The organism is Thermanaerothrix daxensis (assembly GCF_001306145.1).
Classification (GTDB): domain Bacteria; phylum Chloroflexota; class Anaerolineae; order Anaerolineales; family Anaerolineaceae; genus Thermanaerothrix; species Thermanaerothrix daxensis.
The window spans coordinates 34729-52849 of the sequence record NZ_LGKO01000005.1 but is presented as its reverse complement, the minus strand read 5'-3'; the positions used below and the strand labels follow the sequence as shown (position 1 = coordinate 52849).

Genomic DNA, 18121 nt, shown 5'->3' with positions numbered 1-18121 from the left:
AGGATAGACCTATGGCAGAAAAACCCTTGCTTTCGGTTCGCAACCTCACCATGATCTACAAGACGCGCAAAGGCCCGGTCTCGGCCATTGATGACGTCTCTTTCGATTTGAAGCGCGGTGAATCCCTTGGCCTGGTCGGCGAATCGGGCTGCGGGAAGACCTCGGTGGCCATGGCGCTTTTGCGCCTTCTGCCCGACAACGCGCAGATCACCGGCGGGCAAATCCTGCTGGATGGAATGGACTTGACCACACTCAGCGAAGAAGAGATGCAGAACGTGCGTTGGAAGCGCATCTCGATGGTCTTTCAGGCGGCGATGAATGCCCTGGACCCGGTGTATAAAGTGGGCGATCAAATCATCGAAGCCATCGAGCGTCACGAGCGGGATATTGACCCCGCCGAAGCACGCAAGCGCGTGGAAGCCCTCTTCCACCTGGTGGGCATTGACCCTAAAATGGCCGATCGCTACCCCCACGAATTCAGCGGCGGGATGCGTCAGCGCGCCATCATCGCCATGGCCCTGGCCTGCAACCCCGACCTGATCATCGCCGACGAGCCCACTACCGCCCTGGACGTGATCGTCCAGGACCAGGTGCTGCGTGAACTGCGCCAGGTGCAGAAGCAGATGGGCATGAGCATGATCTACATCTCCCACGATATCGCCGTGATCGCCGAAGTGGCCGAGCGCATTGCCATCATGTACGCCGGGCGCTTATGTGAACTGGCCGATGCGGTGGAAATCTTCAAGCGCCCGCGTCACCCCTACACCGTGGCTTTGATGTCGGCTTTCCCCAGCATCGTCGGCGAGAAGCGTCCGTTGGTTGCGCTGGGCGGCGAGCCCCCGGATCTCCTTTTCCCGCCCCCGGGCTGCCGCTTCCACCCTCGCTGCCCGCGCGCACTGGATATCTGCAAACAGCAACAGCCCCCCTTTGAAGATATCGGCGGCGGCCACTACCTGGCTTGCTGGAATCCCGCTCCGGTGGCGGAGGTGCAATCATGACCCCAAACGGCATCCCTCTGGTACAGGTCACAGGTCTCAAGAAATATTATCCGGTGGGGGGGAACATCTTCAATCCTGGCAGGCTCAAAGTGCACGCCGTGGATGATATTTCTTTCACCATCCTCGCCGGCAAATCCCTCGGCCTGGTCGGCGAATCGGGCTGCGGGAAGACCACCACCGGCAAGTTGCTCACCCGCCTGATTGATCCCACCGAGGGCAAGATCCTCATTGCCGACGAGAAAAACAATCTGGTGGACCTGGCCGCGCTCAAAGGCAAGGAATTGAAACGCTTCCGCCGCCGGGTGCAAATGATCTTCCAGGACCCGTATGAGTCGCTCAACCCGCGCCTCACCATCTTCGACATCGTCGCCGAGCCGCTGGCGGTACAGGGCATCGGGACCGTGCTGGATCGCGAGGTCATGGTTGCCAGGATGCTGGAGCAGGTTGGGCTGACCCCGGCCACCTCGTTCATGTTCCGCTACCCCCATGAACTTTCGGGCGGGCAGCGCCAGCGCGTGGCCATTGCCCGTGCTCTTGTGATCAACCCCAGTTTTGTGGTTGCCGACGAGCCCACCTCCATGCTGGATGTCTCGATCCGCACCGGGGTCATGAACCTGATGATGGACCTGGCCCAGCAACTCGAGGTGAGTTACCTTTACATCACCCACGACCTGGCCGTGGCGCGCTACACCAGCGACATGCTGGCCGTGATGTACATGGGCAAAATCGTGGAATACGGGCCCACCGAGGAGGTACTGCATCACCCTCTGCACCCCTACACCCGTGCGCTGATCTCAGCCGTGCCGGTGCCCGATCCGACCTTCAAGCGCGGCACACCCGAGATCAAAGGCAGTATCAGCAAGCCCATCAACCCGGCCCCGCGCTGCCGCTTCTTCGAGCGCTGCCCCATTGCCGCCAAAGTCTGTGAAGATAATGACCACCCCCCTCTGGAAGATAAAGGCGGGGGCCACCTAGCCGCTTGCTACCGGGTATAGGCCTCCTTCGATTGCTCAGCGACCCAGCGCCGGGCTATATGCCCGGCGTTTTGAGTCGTTTGGGAGGGCATGGCACTGCCTCTCCACCGAGCACACCAACGGCAACGAAAAATGCCCTGCTAACGCGCCCCACCCGCAGTCGCAAGGCAGATATAATTAGCCGGGAGTGGGTGTCATGATCCCCCCTCCAGCCCGTACTCTGGAAGGAGCCCTGCCAATGCCCTCGCAACCTGTCACCGCTGTGCTGATCGGCGCCGGACAACGCGGCGCCGAAGCCTACGCCCCTTACGCCTTACAACACCCCGATCAATTGCGATTTGTGGCGGTCGCCGAGCCGGATCCCCAGCGTCGTGCTCGCTTCGCTGCCCAGCACCACATTCCACGCGAGCGTCAGTACACCACCTGGGAAGATTTACTGGATGAACCCCAGATGGCCGACGCCGCGCTGATCTGCACTCAGGATACCTTGCACACCGCCCCCGCACTGGCGGCAATGCGTGCCGGCTACCACATCCTGCTGGAAAAACCCCTTGCCCCGCGCCTGGAGGAGTGCGAGCGACTCGTGGCGACCAGCGAAGCCACCGGCCGGCAGTTGCACGTGGGGCACGTCATGCGCTATACCCGCCACTACCGCCTGCTGCGCGAGATTGTGCAATCCGGTGTGCTGGGGCAAATTGTGGATGTGGATCACCGCGAGAATGTTGCATTCTGGCACATGGCACACTCCTACGTCCGCGGCAACTGGCGCAATCAGGCCCTTTCCAGCCCAATGATTCTGGCCAAATGCTGCCACGACCTGGATATGCTGCCCTGGGCCCTGGGGCAGCGCTGCCGCCGCCTTTACAGCGTGGGCAGCCTGCTGCACTTCCGCCCCGAAAATGCTCCCCCCGGTGCTCCGGAGCGCTGCCTGGATGGCTGTCCGGCAGCAGAAACCTGCCCCTACTACGCGCCTTACATCTACCTGGAGATGAAGCCCTTCTGGCACAACTACGCCGAGACAGCGCCGCGCGGTATTGCCCGCTGGGCCACCCAGCAGCAGGTCAAGCGGCCCGGCCTGGTGCGTGCCCTGAGTCGAGTCTACCCTGACCTGCGCCAGATCACCGAGTACCGCGGCTGGCCGCTGACGGTCCTGGCGCTTGATCCCACGCCCGAAAACCTGCTGGAGGCCCTGCGTCTCGGTCCCTATGGACGCTGCGTTTACCACTGCGATAACGACGTGGTAGATCATCAGGTAGTGAGCATGGTATTCGACAACGGCACCACGGTCACCCTGACCATGCACGGGCATTCGCATGTGGAGCACCGTTCCACGCGCATCGAAGGCACCCGCGGACGCTTGATGAGCATCGCTGGCAATGGCGGGGGATGGATTCAAGTCGAGGAGCACCGCACCCTTACCCGCCGCACCTACGATACCAGCCCACCCCCGGGCCAGGGACACGGCGGCGGCGATATGGGGTTGATGGAACACTTTGTTGCCTGCGTGCGGGCCGGGGGCAACCCCGCCGAGGTACTGCAAACAGCGCGCGAGGCGCTGGAGAGCCACCGTCTGGCTTTTGCTGCTGAGGAATCCCGCCTCACCGGGCGCGTGTTCACTTTTGAGTGAAATGCCTCACGGGTGCACCGGGCCGTGATCTAAAGCCGACGAATCCACTTCAGACACCGCGCTTTGGAGCGAGACTGTGCCGGCATTTCCAGCGTTTAAGATCTGCCGGCGGATCTCCGCCCAGCGCAACGCATCCCGGATGCCCTGCTCAATTGAAAGGCGCGCCTTCCACCCCAGCAAGCGCTCTGCGGTATCCGCGTTGGCGTAGGAGCCCGCAATGTCGCCGGGGCGCGGCGGGGCTTCCCGCACCGGGATGGACCGCCCAATGACCTTCTGGAAGGCCTCCAGCAATTCACGCACGGTCACCCCACGGCCCGTCCCCAGGTTGATCACCAGATAGCGATCCGGTGGGTTGCCAGCCCGTTCAAAGACGGCGTCGAAGTCCAGGACGGCGGCCAGGTGGGCCTCGGCCAGATCCCAAACGTGGATGTAATCACGAATCCCCGTGCCATCGCGGGTTGGCCATTGGGTGCCGGTAATCTCAAAATAGGGGTACTTCCCCAATGCGGTGTCCACCATCCGCCCTAAAACATGGGTGGGATTTTCCACATGGATGCCACTGCGCATCTTGGGGTCGGCCCCAATGGGGTTGAAGTAGCGCAGGGCAATGCCGTACATGCCATAACTGAGGCAGTAATCCCGCAGCACCATCTCCATCATATATTTAGTGCGTGCATAGGGGCTGGAAGGCTTGAGCGGCGAGTCTTCACGCACCATGAACCCCGGCACCACATCGTACAGCGAGGCAGAGGAACTGAAGACCACGCGCTTACAACCCAGCCGCTGAAGGTGGTAGAAAAATTCTATGGATTTGCCCACATTCTCGCGATAGTACTCGTAGGGCTTCTCCATAGACTCCGGGACAACAATCAGCGCCGCGCAGTGAATGGCCGCGTGGATGTCGGGATGCTCCCGAAAAATGCGTTCCAGGAGCACGACATCCGCAATGTCACCATGGTAAAAAATGCGCCCGCGGGTGAATTCCACCCGCCCGGTGGAGAGATTATCCAGGATGATGGGGGTGTGGCCGGCATCCAGCAGAGCGGAGCAGATGGTACTCCCAATATAACCGGCACCACCGCTGACTAGAATCTTCATACGCCTCCTTGGGGATGGAAATGCTCACACGGGTGAGATTATAGACGATTTTGGCGCATCCTCCAACTAAGGGCAGGTAATTTCTTGACGTAAAGTCATGGTTGCCCGGTCACGCTGTGGGCTTGGCGCGGTCTCACGTAGCAGACGCTGCCACAAGCGGCATACCACCTCCTGCATGGTCGGAGCCACCCGGGCGGCTTCCAGGCTCTGGGTCAGCGCATGCTCCCACTCACCCACATGGGCGTACCCTTCAATGAAGGGCAGGCGCTCGGCAGGATCGTTGGGGTAATCGCCGAGGGCAAAAGCGGCTTCAGCCAGACGCACCACGGTCTCCCAGTCCTGACGCTGGCGGGCTAAATCGGCCTGCTCGTAGTAGTAACACCAGCCATGCGCCGGTTCACGGCCGTAAAACGCAGGCAAGCTGGGCGGATCGGCCTGAGCCTCAATTTGCGCCGGGGCACCTAGTCGTGCGGCCACCCGACGCAATTGTGGGGGTAAGAACAGGTTGTCGGCCTCCAGGGCAGGGTCAATGACCCGCAGGCAGGCAGGGGGCCGGAAGAAAAGCACCAGCACCTGATCGGTAGTTCCATTGAATGTGGCGGCCAGATAATCCAACACCACCGGTTGATGCGGAATGCCTGCCTGAAGAGCCGGATAAGAACGACGCACGTCAAGGTCCATCAGCAGGTAGTCCATCTGCTGGGTGCGGTTTTCCGGAGCGTAAATCCAGTTCAGCGGCGCAGTCAGGGAGTTATCGCTGTAATGAGTTAGCGGCAGTCCCTGCACAACCACGGTAGTCCCAGGCTTAAGATCAGGAATGCGCCAGGCCATTTGCCAGAAGAACGCGCGCTGGGTCTCCCAATCCCGCCGGTACTCACCCGCATTCTGGGTTTGAAAGGCCGCAGCCAGCCCAACCACAATCCCCAGGGCTGCCGTCCCCCAAGTTGCCGGCAGAAGTCGCGCCAGACCCACCAACAGGCATGCCGCCCCAAGCATGAAGGGCAACGTGAAGCGATCGTAAGGGAAACCAAGTTGGATCGGCAGGTCGGTGAGCCAGAACGGCCAGCCAGCCAGAAGCAGGCTAACCCCACCCAGGATCAGGAGAGGGCGTGCCTCTGCCCACCGCTCCACCAGACGGCTACCCCCACAGAGTGGCCAGACCCACCGCACCAGCCAATAAAATACTCCCAGCGCCACAACCAGAACCCCTGCGGTGAGGAGCAATGTACGCGGACCCGCTTCGGGGAGTGCCGTCAGACGGGCTAAGGGGTGAAACCAGGCCAATATGCCGGTAAGCAGAATGTCGCGAAGCATGCGCCCCAGCAGTTGCCCCAACACGGCCAGGGGCTGAAGGCTCAGGGATTGCAGGAGGTGCGGCTGATAATTATAGGTCTGGTAGGGGAAGAAAAAGGCACGCCAAAGCGCCACCCCCACAAACACTGCCAGGTAGGGCAGGCTAAGGCGAAGGGCCTTGCGCCAGCGCTGGGTGTACTCCCCCGGCAGTATCTGCGCCAACAACAGCGGACGCAACAGATCGAGCAGGAAGAAATACTCCATGCTCAGCAGGTTGATCGCACTTAGCCCCAGACCAGGGAGATGCCAGCCCCAGCCACGAGAAGAGGAACGAACCGCGCGCAGCATGGCATAGAGCGAGGTAAAAAACGCCGTTAAAACAATGAAAAAGTGGCTGTACACGATGCTGATCGGTTGCTGCCCAAAGCCGGGATACAGGCTGAACCCCAAAGCCATCCAGGCCGCCTCTGCCGAGCGCTGCGGCCAAACCTGCCGCAGGGTCAACCACAACGTGAGACCGGCCATCCAGCGCCAGAACAGCGCGTAGAGTTGCCATTGCCAGGGCACCGTGCCCATGAAGCTCATCGAGATTTGGTAAAACACCCCCCAGATCGGGCGATTCGTGGAAAAATAACGTTGTAACCCTTCTGCACCGTAAGTATTGGCAATCCATAATAGGGGCAAATCATCCCAGTAGAATCCCAGCCAGGGCAGGAAGGGGCCATAGGCAAGAAGGAGAATCCCGGCCAACCACAGGGGGAAAGGAAGGGTATGCAGAAACTCAATCAGGCGTCGTAGGGGCATGCGGGTCATGCTTGGACTCAGCATCCGAGGAAAAGGTGACCATCCGTCGGATAAAGTAGATGGGGCGCTGCTTAACCTCCTGGAAGATATACCCCACGTACAACCCAATGATTCCCAACATGATCATCAAAGAGCCGCCCACAAAGAGCAGAACAAACATGAGCGAAGACCAGCCCGGCGCCAGACTGGCCTGGCGCCCGGTTAACCAGAAACTGAGCACATAGAGGGCTTCCAGCAGGGCCAGGAACAAGAAGACGCCCCCCAGCGAAATCCCGAGATAGAGAGGAACCAAGGAGAAAGAAAAGATGGCATTGAACGCCAGGCGTAACATTTTTTGCAGAGAATAGTGCGAGTGCCCGCCCAGGCGTGGGGTGGGCGCATAAGGCAAAATCACCGTACGAAAGCCCGCCCAGGCCACCATCCCCCGCAGAAAGCGGTGATATTCGCGCATCTGACGGAGGGCTTCCAAAGCCCGGCGATGGAGCAGGCGAAAATCCGAAACCCCCGGTGGAATGGGAGTGGAGGCGATTCGATTGATCAGGTAGTAAAAAGCCTCCGAGGTCCAGCGCTTGAACCAACCTGCCTGTTGGGGCTCTTGCCGCTGAGCCAGCACCACCTCGTAGCCCTGGGTTGCCAGCGCCAGCATTTCGGGAATCAGTTCAGGAGGATGCTCACCATCCCCATCCATGCTGATGACCCACTCGGCCTCGACCTGATCCAGACCCGCGGTCAGGGCGGCCTGATGCCCAAAGTTGCGGCTCAGTTCCACCACGACGACCCGCGGGTCCGCCTGCGCTATTGCTTCAAGAGCAACCTGGGTACCATCGGTAGAACCATCGTTGACGTAAATGATCGAAAAGGTAACGGGAAGCACGTCAATCACCCTGCGCAGACGCTGATGAAACGCGTCCACCACGGCTTCTTCATTGTAAACCGGCACCACAATGGCAACCTGAGAGGGGAGAGCGTTTTTTGAGATCAACGCAGGAACAATCGTCAGGAAATAAGTTCAAAGTAAGTATATCAGAAAAACCACTTGCTTTTTGGGTCCGACTTCACTATACTGTAACTGGTATGACCTCTTACCTATCAGGAGCCTCTTATGGATTGGCTGCCCCCTCCCCCCCGCCCTGCCGAAATCGCCGAAAACCGCCTCATCGAAGCCATTCTCACCGGCACGTTCCCCCCAGGTAGCACCCTGCCCAACGAACGTGATCTGGCGGCCCGCCTGGGCATTACCCGTCCCACGCTACGTGAGGCACTCCAACGCCTGGCGCGGGATGGCTGGATCGAGATTCACCACGGCAAGCCCACTCGTGTGCGCGACTACTGGCGCGAGGGCAACCTCAACATCCTGAGCGCGCTCATCAACCACCCCGAAGCCCTTCCCCCCACGTTCATCCCGGATTTACTGCAGGTACGTGTCCTGCTGACACCGGCCTACTGTCGCCTGGCTTTCGAGCGCGCCCGCGGTGAGGTAGAAGCCCTGCTGGAAACCTTGTGTGGAGTCCCCGACGAAGCAGATGCCTTTGCTTCCGCAGATTGGCAGTTGCATCACACTCTGACCGTGCTTTCGGGCAACCCGGTATTCACGCTCATTCTCAACGGGTTTCGCGAACTCTACCTGAGCATGGCCCGGCGCTACTTCGCTCGCGCCGCCGCCCGCGCCCGCTCGCGCGCCTATTATGAGGGCTTGCTCGAATATGCCCGCCAGAATCAGCCGGATGCCGCCGAAGCCCTGACACGAGCCGTCATGCTGGAGAGCATCCGCCTGTGGGAAGCCACAGTTCGCAACGGGAATTCGGCGCTCTGAAGCCCTCGCTCGCCTTCATTTCGTGCTTTTACCCCTTCAGGAGGTTATGATTATGTGGTCTCGTGGTTGGCGCGATGCCGTCTGGGCATCTCTGGATCGCCCCTGGGATGTGCTCATCATCGGGGGCGGGGTGACCGGGGCCGGTTTATTGCGCTTGTGCACGTTTTACGGACTGCGCGCCTTGCTGATTGAGGCTCGCGATTTTTCTTTCGGTACTTCCAGTCGTTCCTCAAAACTGGTGCATGGGGGTTTCCGCTATCTGCGCAATCGTCAGTTCAATGTCACCTTCGAGTCGGTACGCGAGCGGGAATGGCTGCTGCGTGCCGCACCGCACCTGGTGACGCCGCTCTCCTTTGTCCTGCCGGTTTACCCCTATTACCGCGCATCCTTGCGCCAATTTCAGATGGGGGTACTTATCTACGATGGCATGGCCCTGCGCTGGCAGCACGGAAAACTCACCCCGCAGAATCTGCTGGCACGCTGTCCCTGGCTCAACCCCACCGACCTGGCAGGTGGAGTTTATTATGGAGATGCACGGGTGGATGATTCGCGCCTGGTGTTGCGCCTGCTACGTGAGGCCGTTCAGGCCGGGGCTGTCGCCCTTTCATACGCCCGTGCCACTGCACTGTTACGCACCGCCTCCGGGCAGGTGTGCGGCGCCGTGGTGCGGGATGAAGCCGACCCCCACGAACGCACCGCTGAAATACGCGCCCGGGTGGTGATCAACGCTACCGGCCCCTGGACGGATGACCTGCGTCAGCAAGTCGGCGGGGTTCCTCGCCTGCGCCGCACTCGCGGTAGCCACCTGGTCTTCCCCCATGCACGCTTCCCACTCAGCGAAGCCGTTACCCTGCTTCACCCGCGCGATCGCCGCGCCATGTTCGCCATCCCCTGGGAGGGGGTAACCCTGCTCGGCACCACCGACCTGGATCACCCCAAAGAGTGGGAAGATCGCGAACCGTTTGCCACCTCTGAGGAGATTGACTACTTGCTGGAAGCCCTGCACACCGTCTTCCCCGGCGTAGAGGCTGGCGATCAGGATCTCATCGCCACTTTTGCCGGCTTGCGCCCGATTATACGCAGTGGGGCGGAGCATCCTTCCAAGGAATCTCGTGCCCACAGCGTCTGGGACGAGCAAGGGCTGATCACCATCACCGGGGGAAAATTGACCACCTTCCGGCGCATGGCACTGGACACGTTGCGCCTGGCCGCTCCATACCTGAACCTGCGCGCAGTTCCTCGCCCGCGCGCCTCCTTCTTTTCCCCTGCCCCGGCGGAAGTAGCAGCCCCCGATCTCGATTTTGAAACCTTGGCTTACCTGGCCGGGCGACTCGGCCCCGACTTGCCCCAGTTTCTTGCCGAAATGCCCCCTGCAGAGTGGCAACCCATTCCTACCCTGCCCAACGTGTGGGCAGAAGTGCGCTGGGCAGCCCGCCATGAGGGAGTGGTGCACTTGGAAGATCTGCTCCTGCGCCGGGTGCGCCTGGGGCTACTCCTGCCCAACGGCGGAATGGACCACCTCGACCGCATTCGGGCTCTGGTACAAACCGAATTAGGTTGGGAAGATGCTCGCTGGGAAGCAGAGGTCAATGCCTATCGTGAAACCTGGTGGCGTTTTTACAGCCCTCGTCCAACCGGCTAATCCCCTCAGGAGGTTTGCATGACACCCAACTCCGTCTCCGCGCCCCGCTGGATTGAAAGCCCGCCCCCTCCCGGCTCATTTCGTGCCATCTTCAAATGGGGCGACCCACACACGTTCAAGCACCCCAACCTCGGCCTGGTGCGCCTCTTGCAGGACCGCCTGGGGATCGCCTTCCGAACCGAGCCAACCCCAGAATGGCTGGGGCTACGTCCCTTGCCGGAAGCGCTTCCCATCCCTCTAGAGGGTACCCACCTGAACGCCCTGCGCGATCTGGTGGGTGCAGAGAATGTGCGGACGGATCCTTTTAGCCGGGTACGCGCCTCCTACGGTGCGGGCATGGTAGATCAACTGCGCCTGCGCCTGGGCATTCTGGAAAACCTGCCCGCCGCCGTGCTCAGTCCCCGCACACCGAATGAGGTCCAGGCAATTGTGGATTACTGCCATGCCCAGCGCATTCCACTCTATGTGTACGGCGGTGGCTCCACGGTCACCCGCGGACGTGAAGCCGTGCTGGGTGGGGTAGCGCTCGATCTAAGCCGCCACCTAAACCGCATTCTGGACTTTAGCGAAACCGATCAAACCGTGACCGCCGAAGCCGGCATCCGTGGCCCTGACCTGGAAGCGGCGCTCAACCAGGCCCCCCAGCGTTTCGCAGCCAGACGACGCTACACCTGCGGGCATTTTCCCCAATCTTTCGAATATTCCAGTCTGGGAGGTTGGATTGTCACCCGTTCGGCCGGCCAGAACTCCACCTACTACGGTAAGATCGAAGATCTGGTGCTGGCACAGGAATACGCCACCCCGGTTGGGCGACTGCGGACGCCCCCCTATCCACGCGCCGCGATTGGGCCCGACCTGGACCAGATTATGATCGGCAGTGAAGGGGCCTATGGAATCCTGCTGAATGCCACCCTGCGCATTTTCCGCTACCAGCCCGAAAACACGCGCCGCTTTGCTTTCCTCTTCAAGTCCTGGGAGCAGGGTCAGGCCGCCTTGCGCGAGATCATGCAGGATGAGGCCGGTGCTCCCTCCATCTTCCGCCTTTCTGACGGGGACGAAACCGAGGTGGCCATGCACATGTACGGCCTGGCCGGCACCCCCCTGGATGGGCTACTTACCCGGTTGGGCTACCGCCCCTGGGAGCGTTGCCTGCTCATCGGCTCCTGCGATGGCGAACGCGGCTTTTGCAGTCATTTGCAACGACGCATCCGCATAATCTGCGGCGATCACGGCGCTCTTAACCTCAGCCTTCTGCCCATCACGCAGCGCTGGGAGCGTGAGCGCTTTCGCGACCCCTATTTGCGCGAGGACTTGCTGGATTTCGGCGTTGTCATTGACACACTCGAATGTGCAGGTACCTGGACGCGCCTCCCAATCACTTACCAGGCGGTGCGTGCCGCCGCGCAGGCGCACGGGGTCCCCCTGGTCATGACCCACATCTCCCATGTCTATCCCCAGGGCGCCAACCTGTACTTCATCTTCATCCTCCCCTACACCTCCATCGCCGACTATCTGGATGTACAATATGCCCTGATCGAAGCCATTCAAACAAGCGGTGCAGCGGTTAGCCACCACCACGGGGTCGGTAAGCAGACGGCCCCCTGGTTGGTAGAACAATTGGATTCCACCGCCATGGGTGTCCTGCGCGCCCTGAAGAATTACTTTGATCCCCACCACATTCTCAATCCGGGGGGTACGCTGGGACTGGATATGACCCCGGAGCAAGCCGCTAAACGCTGGGGTAAAAACCAGGGAGGGTAAGATGAGCGAACCGACACTGCTGGCCATTGATATGGGCACCCAGAGCGCCCGCGCGCTTCTTTTTGATTTGCAGGGCAATTTGCTGGCCAAAGGACAGCAAAAAATCGAACCCTACTACTCCCCTGCACCCGGCTGGGCCGAACAGGACCCCGAAGTTTTCTGGCAGGCCATTTGCTCTGCCTGCCAGAAGTTATGGCAGCAGCCAGGCGTGAATAAGGCCAGCATCCGTGGTGTGGGGCTGACCACCCAGCGTGCCACGGTCATTAACCTGGATCGCGACTTGCGCCCGCTACGTCCGGCCATTGTGTGGATGGACCAGCGGCGTACGCCGGGGCTTAAGCCCATCGGTGGGCTGTGGGGGTTGGCTTTCCGCCTCAGCGGGATGACCGCCACGGTCAATTACCTGCAGGCCGAGGCCGAGGCTTCCTGGATCCGCACCCACCAGCCCGAAATTTGGGCTCAGACCCACAAGTACGTCTTGCTCTCCGGCTACCTGACCTACCGTCTGGTGGGAGAATTGGTGGATTCGACCGGCTGCCAGGTGGGCTACCTGCCTTTCGACTACAAAAAGCAGGACTGGGCCGCCGCCTGGGACTGGAAATGGCAAGTGGTCCCACTGCCACGCGAAGCCCTGCCACCGCTGCGCCGCCCGGGCGAGGTCCTTGGGTATATCACCCCCACCGCCGCTGAGGCCACCGGGATACCGGCAGGGCTGCCTCTGATTGCTACCGCCGCGGACAAAGCCTGTGAAGTGCTGGGTAGCGGTTGCCTGCTGCCGGACCTGGCCTGCCTGAGTTACGGCACTACCGCCACCATCAACGTGACCTCGCAGCGCTACCTGGAAGTCACGCCGTTGCTACCCCCCTATCCCTCGGCGATGCCCGGTGCCTACAGCCTGGAAGTGCAGGTGTACCGGGGCTATTGGATGGTCACCTGGTTCCGCAGTCAGTTCGGCCAGCCCGAAGAAGCGCTGGCACGGGAGCAGGGCCAGGAACCGGAAACGCTCTTTGATCGCCTGGTCAATGCCGTGCCGCCGGGTGCCGATGGATTGATCCTGCAGCCCTACTGGTCCCCCGGGCTGAAGAAACCGGGACCGGAGGCACGCGGCGCGGTGATTGGCTTTCGCGATCTGCACACCCGCGCCCACCTCTACCGCGCCATCCTGGAAGGGGTGGCTTATGCCCTGCGCGAAGGGGGCGAACGCATTGTGCGGCGCACGCGCGTGCCGATCCGTGAATTGCGCGTGGCCGGGGGTGGCAGTCAAAGCGAAGCGGCCATGCAACTGACCGCCGATATCTTCGGCCTGCCGGCGTCCCGTCCACATATCTACGAAGCCTCGGGGCTTGGCGCCGCCATTGTGGTGGCGGTAGGGCTGGGCCTGCACCGCGATTTTGAGAGCGCTGCGCAAGCCATGACCCGTCCGGGCAAACGTTTTGAGCCCATCCCGGAACACCATCGGCGCTACAACGCCCTGTACCACCGCATCTACCGTCGCCTCTACGACCGCCTCCGCCCGCTCTACGCCGAAATGGAGGAGATGGAGAAAGCGGGAAACGAATAGAGAGATGTTAGGGCAAAATTACCCCGACCCGGAGTACTTGGTTTTTGACGGTGGCTCATCAGATGGAACCCAAGAAATTTTAGAGAAATACGCCGACCGGATCCGGTGGTGGAACGAACCCGATCGAGGACAATCCCATGCACTCAACAAAGGCCTGCGCATTTGCCAAGGCGAGATCATTGGCTTTATTAACTCGGATGACCAGTATGAACCTGGCGCACTATAACAATTATCTTTATTTCATGTTGAGCAAAACCCATTCAAGTTCTTCGGGGTAAAAGTTTCATGGAAGAAACCCAACCCAACAGCTCTCTCCACGAACTCACCATTGTGATGCCTTGCTTCAACGAAGAAAAGGCACTTCCACGGGTTCTGCCTGAGATTATTAAGTTCTGCGAAACCAATAACTGGAAATTGATCATCGTCAACGATGGATCTCGCGATCAAACAGCCGCAATCCTTGCCAATTACGCTCACCACCCCCTTGTTCGGATTATTCATCACAAGGTCAATCGAGGCTATGGAGCGGCCCTTACAACCGGCATCAGCCAATGCACCACTCCCTACCTAATTACCATTGACGCCGATGGTCAGCACTGTTTAGAAGATATACCCGCGATGTTGGAGGTCCATAGGCAACAAAATGCTGACCTTACGATTGGACGACGCATTTATCCAGAAGGGGAAGACAGCACTCGGCGCGCTGGAAAACTAATCATTCGAACCATGTCCAAGATGAGGGCATCTTGCCAATGGTGAATTGACTCTAGTAGGTAGTATAACTTCTCCCTCAAGTTCGCACAATCTTCCCAATAGATGCAAAGAAAGGGTAAGGGCAAAGTATTGCTAAGTGCCCCACCTCGGTCACTCTTTACCTGAGGACACCGTACACCCACACAAAATCCACCATCTGCGGATCACCCAGGTCAGCCGTGATCTCGCCCAGATAGGCTGCATCACCACTGCGGTGCAAATCAAATAGCACTAGAATGGCCTGGCCAGCACGAATGCGCGCCTTCATCTCCGCCAGATCCGCCTCATAGTCCGGGCGAAACCGCGCCTGCACCGGGTCCACGGGCGCAGGCAGGGGCAAGCAGGGGCGTTCAGCATAAAGATGAATGGCCGCTGGACGATCACTGTACACGTACTTCCCCGCCGGATACTGGCGGAGCAGGTCCCACAAGCGCGTGGTCTGTACTTCACGGTGAGCGAAACCCAGCCCCTCCTGACGCAAGGCTTGCCCCCGCATCACACCATCTCCCATCAGAAGCGGCACCCCTACCACCACCCCTATCAGAGCAATCAGGCGCAACCAGCGCCCAGGGTAGCGCAAAAGCCACCCCAACCCCACCAAGCTCAAGGCCAGGAGGGTGAGATAGAGCGGCCCCAGGACGCGGTCATCCAGAGGTGTACTGGCATCCAGCAGGCTGATGGAAAGGACCAAAAAGCCCCAGTAATTTCCTCCAAACAAGACCGGCGCCAGCCATTGCGGAAACACTGCCTTCGGCTGCCGGCACACCCGCCAGACCCCTAACCCGATACCAATCACCAGCCCCAGGCTGGCCAATAATCCCAGCGCCGAGAAAAGGCTTCCCAGCGGTGGAAAAAGGCGAATCAACCAATCCGGTGCCAGCGCGTTCAGGCTGTTTTGCAGCCCGTGCCGCAAGGTATCCAAGGGAATGGGATGCCAGGCAATTTGTCGGTTGCCCACCCCCTCACCCACCCGCCAAGTGTAGAGGGTCCACAATGCCGGCAGAGGTAACGCTCCAATCAGCCAACGCCTCAGATCCTTCCAGCGGCGCTGCTCCCGCCAGGCATACCCCAGCAACAGCAGGCCAAACGTCGCCAGCAACGTTGCTCCTGCGTAGCGCGTCAGGTAAGCCAGGCTCGCCAGAAAGCCATTCAACCCGGCCCAATACGGACGGGGCTGGTGCTGGTACGCCAACCAGGTAATGAACGCCAGCAAAAAGAAGGTTAAAAACAGGGGTTCACTCAGCACATACGTATGCAGGTTCAATCCCCAATCAGAAAAAGCCCACAACGCAGAAGCCAGCAAAGCCAGGTCCCGCCTCCGCGTCATCAGATACACCCACCCGCCCAACAAGGAGATGTTGAGGCCAAAGAGCAACGGCATCAGCCAGCGCGCTGCCAGCAGAGGATCGCTCTGGCTTACCAGCGCTGCCAGCATCAGCGTCAACGAGAAGAGGGGTGGAAAATGCGTGATCGGCTTAAGCCCTAAGTCACCTGACAGGCGCATATACCCATTCCCGGCCAACAGGCTGCGCGCCCCACCAATATATACTGCCGAATCATTGACCAACCCCATTCCATAGGGGGTTGAGGTAGAGAGCCACACCCCTCCCACCACACTCAAGAGCAATGATCCCCCAACAAAGAAGATCGCTTCGTTCCAACGGGATGCCTTCATGGGACTGCCGTCCCTCCCACCTCTTTGACCACGCAGAAAACCGCTCCGGCGCGTCCCACCGCGTAGCGCACCGGATCTTCCGGATGGTTGGTCAAATCCTGGTTATAGCGGGTGATGAGCAACAGCCAACTGCCCGGGTAGGTAGCATCATTTGCCGGATCAAAACTTTGCACCGTAACCCCCGGCGCCGCATAACGACGAGCAATCTGGGGTTGGCGCAGGACAAACAGGGTCACTGGATGATCCCTGGCCTCTGCATTGATCAAGCACATGGTTTCCTTGTAGCAGGTCAGCCAGTAGTCGGTTTCATAGCGGCGAAACGCACCCCCCACCCCGCCCATGAACGCATTGTAGTAGGCATATGGATAAGGATGCAAGCGTACCAGGCCAATCACCCCCGGGAGGAGCAGAAGGAAACCCAACCCCACACGCTGCCACCCCCGGCGCAGCCACCCAAAGAGCGCATCCAGGCCCAGGCCGGCCAGCACAAAGAGCGGCGGCAGTAAAAACAGAAAGTGACGATACCCATCGTACATGGGGGGGCGACGCCACAGCACGTAAGCCAGGGGCAGGCCCACCCAGAGGAGAAGGATTAAGAAGGACCGCCATTCCAGGCTCCGCCGCCAGAAACGCACCAGCCCCACGCCTGAGCCGAGCACCAACAGCGGGAAGACCGGCTCGGTCAGGGTCAGCCCCAGCAGCGTTGGCAGGTAACTGCGCGGGAGTTGATTGGAAGGGAATACCTGCCCATTGAAAAGCACCGGCAAGATGTGCGGATTGTTTGCCATGTGGCGGGCCACTTCAATGAGTCGAACAAGGGGATTGTCCCACAGGAACGGCCAGGTAAGGTAGGTCACCCCTGCTGCGATCAGTCCGTACACGAGCAAAGGCTTCCAACTGCGTGGGTAAGATTGAAGGAGAAAATAGAGCACCACCAGCGCCCCGACCAGCGGCCCCAGCACTCGTATTGAGGTCAACAGCCCCAGCATCAGCGCCGCCACACCCAGGCGCCAACCCGCATTGCGCCATCGGAAAGGTGCACCGGCCCGCCACTGCGGCCAGGTCGGCAACGGAGCCAGGCGCGCGCTTAGGGCCCGGCCCAGATTTTGCATCCCCGCCGGCCAGATCAGCCCCACCAGCGTGTGGAGCACCAGTGGCACGCTCAGCACCGTGACCCCCGTGCGCAGGCGCAGGAATAGGGCCCAGGCCTTGTTAACATAGGCGTCTGGCGGAGTCTCGGGTGCGCGGGCAGCCACCCAGAGGAACCACCGCCCGAGCAAACTACCCGGTGCTGCTTGATAGGCCGCCTCCACCAGGGCGCGAATCCCATTCTGGATCGGGCCCGCGAGGAGATAGGTGAGCAGCACCATACTCCCTACCACCAACACGGCCACCCGCCACAGCGTCCACCGCGCCAGTGCAAAGACTTCCCCCGGCGGTGCGGCTTCAGTAGAGGCTGGGGGAGAGGTTGCCCTTAAGTGATCCACCAGGGTCAGCCCGCTTTCCACCGCCAGGATGAAGAAAACCATGAACGGCATATCCTTGGGATTGATCATGCCATGTCCCCACACCACCGGCTGAGTGGCAAAGAGCGCAGCGGCCCCCAGCCCTGCCCAAGGCCCCACCCAACGACGAGCCAATTTATAGAAAAACACGACACCGACTTGCAGGGTGAGAAAATTCACCAAATGCCACCATTCATCCCGATGCACACCGGGCACAGGTAACTGGCGGAGGGCATCCACCAGGGGGCGCACCAGCAGAAGGTAAGCCGGGCCGTAATACTTATGGTCGCCAGCACTCGGGCCGTAGGCGTTCTCGATGTCGAAATTCCCGCTCAGACGCGCCGAGATCGAGTAGGCATAATCCACCGCATCCCCGTAGGCGTAAAAAAGCGGCTCGTCCCAGGCGAAGCCAAAATCATCAAACGTAAAGAGCGCAACCACCAGATTGAGCAAAATTAATCCCAGCAGCCAGCCGCGAGCGGGATCGCGAGAGGTAGGGGAGTGCTCAGAAGAGGAAAACCCGGATGTTATCACAGAATTAGGAGAATGCGCACACAGGGATTGTGCCTGAATTTTACAATAGATTTGCCCCATCCGTTGAAGCCACCGCCCTCCCC

14 protein-coding genes are annotated in these 18121 nt (G+C 60.3%); 9 read left to right on the top strand and 5 right to left on the bottom strand.

All coding sequences use genetic code 11. The features are described 5' to 3' along the window. The first annotated feature begins 11 nt into the window (after positions 1 to 11). From SE15_RS08920 to SE15_RS08910, 3 genes are all read left to right on the top strand, one after another. Complete coding sequence (locus SE15_RS08920; RefSeq protein ID WP_054521779.1) at positions 12 to 998, top strand: ABC transporter ATP-binding protein; 987 nt, start codon at positions 12 to 14, stop codon at positions 996 to 998. Beyond that, entirely contained in the window at positions 995 to 1993 is a 999-nt protein-coding gene (locus tag SE15_RS08915; RefSeq protein ID WP_054521778.1) for an ABC transporter ATP-binding protein, read from the top strand. Before SE15_RS08920 ends, SE15_RS08915 begins: the two co-directional genes overlap by 4 nt. 175 nt (positions 1994 to 2168) lie before the next feature. After that, a complete protein-coding gene (locus tag SE15_RS08910) occupies positions 2169 to 3599 on the top strand; it encodes a Gfo/Idh/MocA family protein (protein ID WP_083461844.1) in 1431 nt (476 codons plus the stop codon). 6 nt (positions 3600 to 3605) lie between these two features. Here the strand turns inward: SE15_RS08910 and galE are convergent, their stop codons facing one another. The 3 genes from galE to SE15_RS08895 all read right to left on the bottom strand — a co-directional run bounded on the left by galE (position 3606) and on the right by SE15_RS08895 (position 7776). Next, complete coding sequence (gene galE / locus SE15_RS08905) at positions 3606 to 4697, bottom strand: UDP-glucose 4-epimerase GalE (RefSeq protein WP_083461843.1); 1092 nt, start codon at positions 4695 to 4697, stop codon at positions 3606 to 3608. A 66-nt stretch (positions 4698 to 4763) separates the two neighbouring features. After that, positions 4764 to 6803 carry a hypothetical protein gene (locus SE15_RS08900; protein ID WP_054521777.1) on the bottom strand — a complete coding sequence of 680 codons (2040 nt, stop codon included), beginning with the start codon at positions 6801 to 6803 and terminating at the stop codon, positions 4764 to 4766. Next, the gene (locus tag SE15_RS08895) at positions 6772 to 7776 is read right to left on the bottom strand and encodes a glycosyltransferase family 2 protein (RefSeq protein ID WP_054521776.1); all 1005 of its coding nucleotides are present in this window, start codon (positions 7774 to 7776) and stop codon (positions 6772 to 6774) included. Before SE15_RS08895 ends, SE15_RS08900 begins: the two co-directional genes overlap by 32 nt. Before the next feature lie 120 nt (positions 7777 to 7896). Between SE15_RS08895 and fadR the strand changes: the two genes are divergently transcribed. From fadR to SE15_RS08865, 6 genes are read left to right on the top strand one after another with little or no spacing between them, the layout of a single operon-like run. Further along, entirely contained in the window at positions 7897 to 8607 is a 711-nt protein-coding gene (gene fadR, locus SE15_RS08890; RefSeq protein WP_054521775.1) for a fatty acid metabolism transcriptional regulator FadR, read from the top strand. A 52-nt stretch (positions 8608 to 8659) separates the two neighbouring features. Then, positions 8660 to 10249 carry a glycerol-3-phosphate dehydrogenase/oxidase gene (locus SE15_RS08885; RefSeq protein ID WP_054521774.1) on the top strand — a complete coding sequence of 530 codons (1590 nt, stop codon included), beginning with the start codon at positions 8660 to 8662 and terminating at the stop codon, positions 10247 to 10249. An 18-nt stretch (positions 10250 to 10267) separates the two neighbouring features. Beyond that, positions 10268 to 12010 carry an FAD-binding oxidoreductase gene (locus tag SE15_RS08880; RefSeq protein ID WP_054521773.1) on the top strand — a complete coding sequence of 581 codons (1743 nt, stop codon included), beginning with the start codon at positions 10268 to 10270 and terminating at the stop codon, positions 12008 to 12010. Between the two features lies 1 nt (position 12011). Then, the gene (locus SE15_RS08875) at positions 12012 to 13571 is read left to right on the top strand and encodes an FGGY-family carbohydrate kinase (RefSeq protein ID WP_054521772.1); all 1560 of its coding nucleotides are present in this window, start codon (positions 12012 to 12014) and stop codon (positions 13569 to 13571) included. A 4-nt stretch (positions 13572 to 13575) separates the two neighbouring features. Next, a complete protein-coding gene (locus SE15_RS14945; RefSeq protein WP_054521771.1) occupies positions 13576 to 13797 on the top strand; it encodes a glycosyltransferase in 222 nt (73 codons plus the stop codon). A 59-nt stretch (positions 13798 to 13856) separates the two neighbouring features. Next, positions 13857 to 14330 carry a glycosyltransferase family 2 protein gene (locus SE15_RS08865; protein WP_054521770.1) on the top strand — a complete coding sequence of 158 codons (474 nt, stop codon included), beginning with the start codon at positions 13857 to 13859 and terminating at the stop codon, positions 14328 to 14330. 112 nt (positions 14331 to 14442) lie between these two features. Here the strand turns inward: SE15_RS08865 and SE15_RS08860 are convergent, their stop codons facing one another. Both SE15_RS08860 and SE15_RS08855 read right to left on the bottom strand, forming a co-directional pair. After that, on the bottom strand, positions 14443 to 15999 hold the full coding sequence (locus tag SE15_RS08860; RefSeq protein ID WP_054521769.1) for a phospholipid carrier-dependent glycosyltransferase: 1557 nt from the start codon (positions 15997 to 15999) through the stop codon (positions 14443 to 14445). Next, positions 15996 to 18038 carry a hypothetical protein gene (locus SE15_RS08855; protein WP_152965583.1) on the bottom strand — a complete coding sequence of 681 codons (2043 nt, stop codon included), beginning with the start codon at positions 18036 to 18038 and terminating at the stop codon, positions 15996 to 15998. Before SE15_RS08855 ends, SE15_RS08860 begins: the two co-directional genes overlap by 4 nt. Positions 18039 to 18121 lie beyond the last annotated feature (83 nt).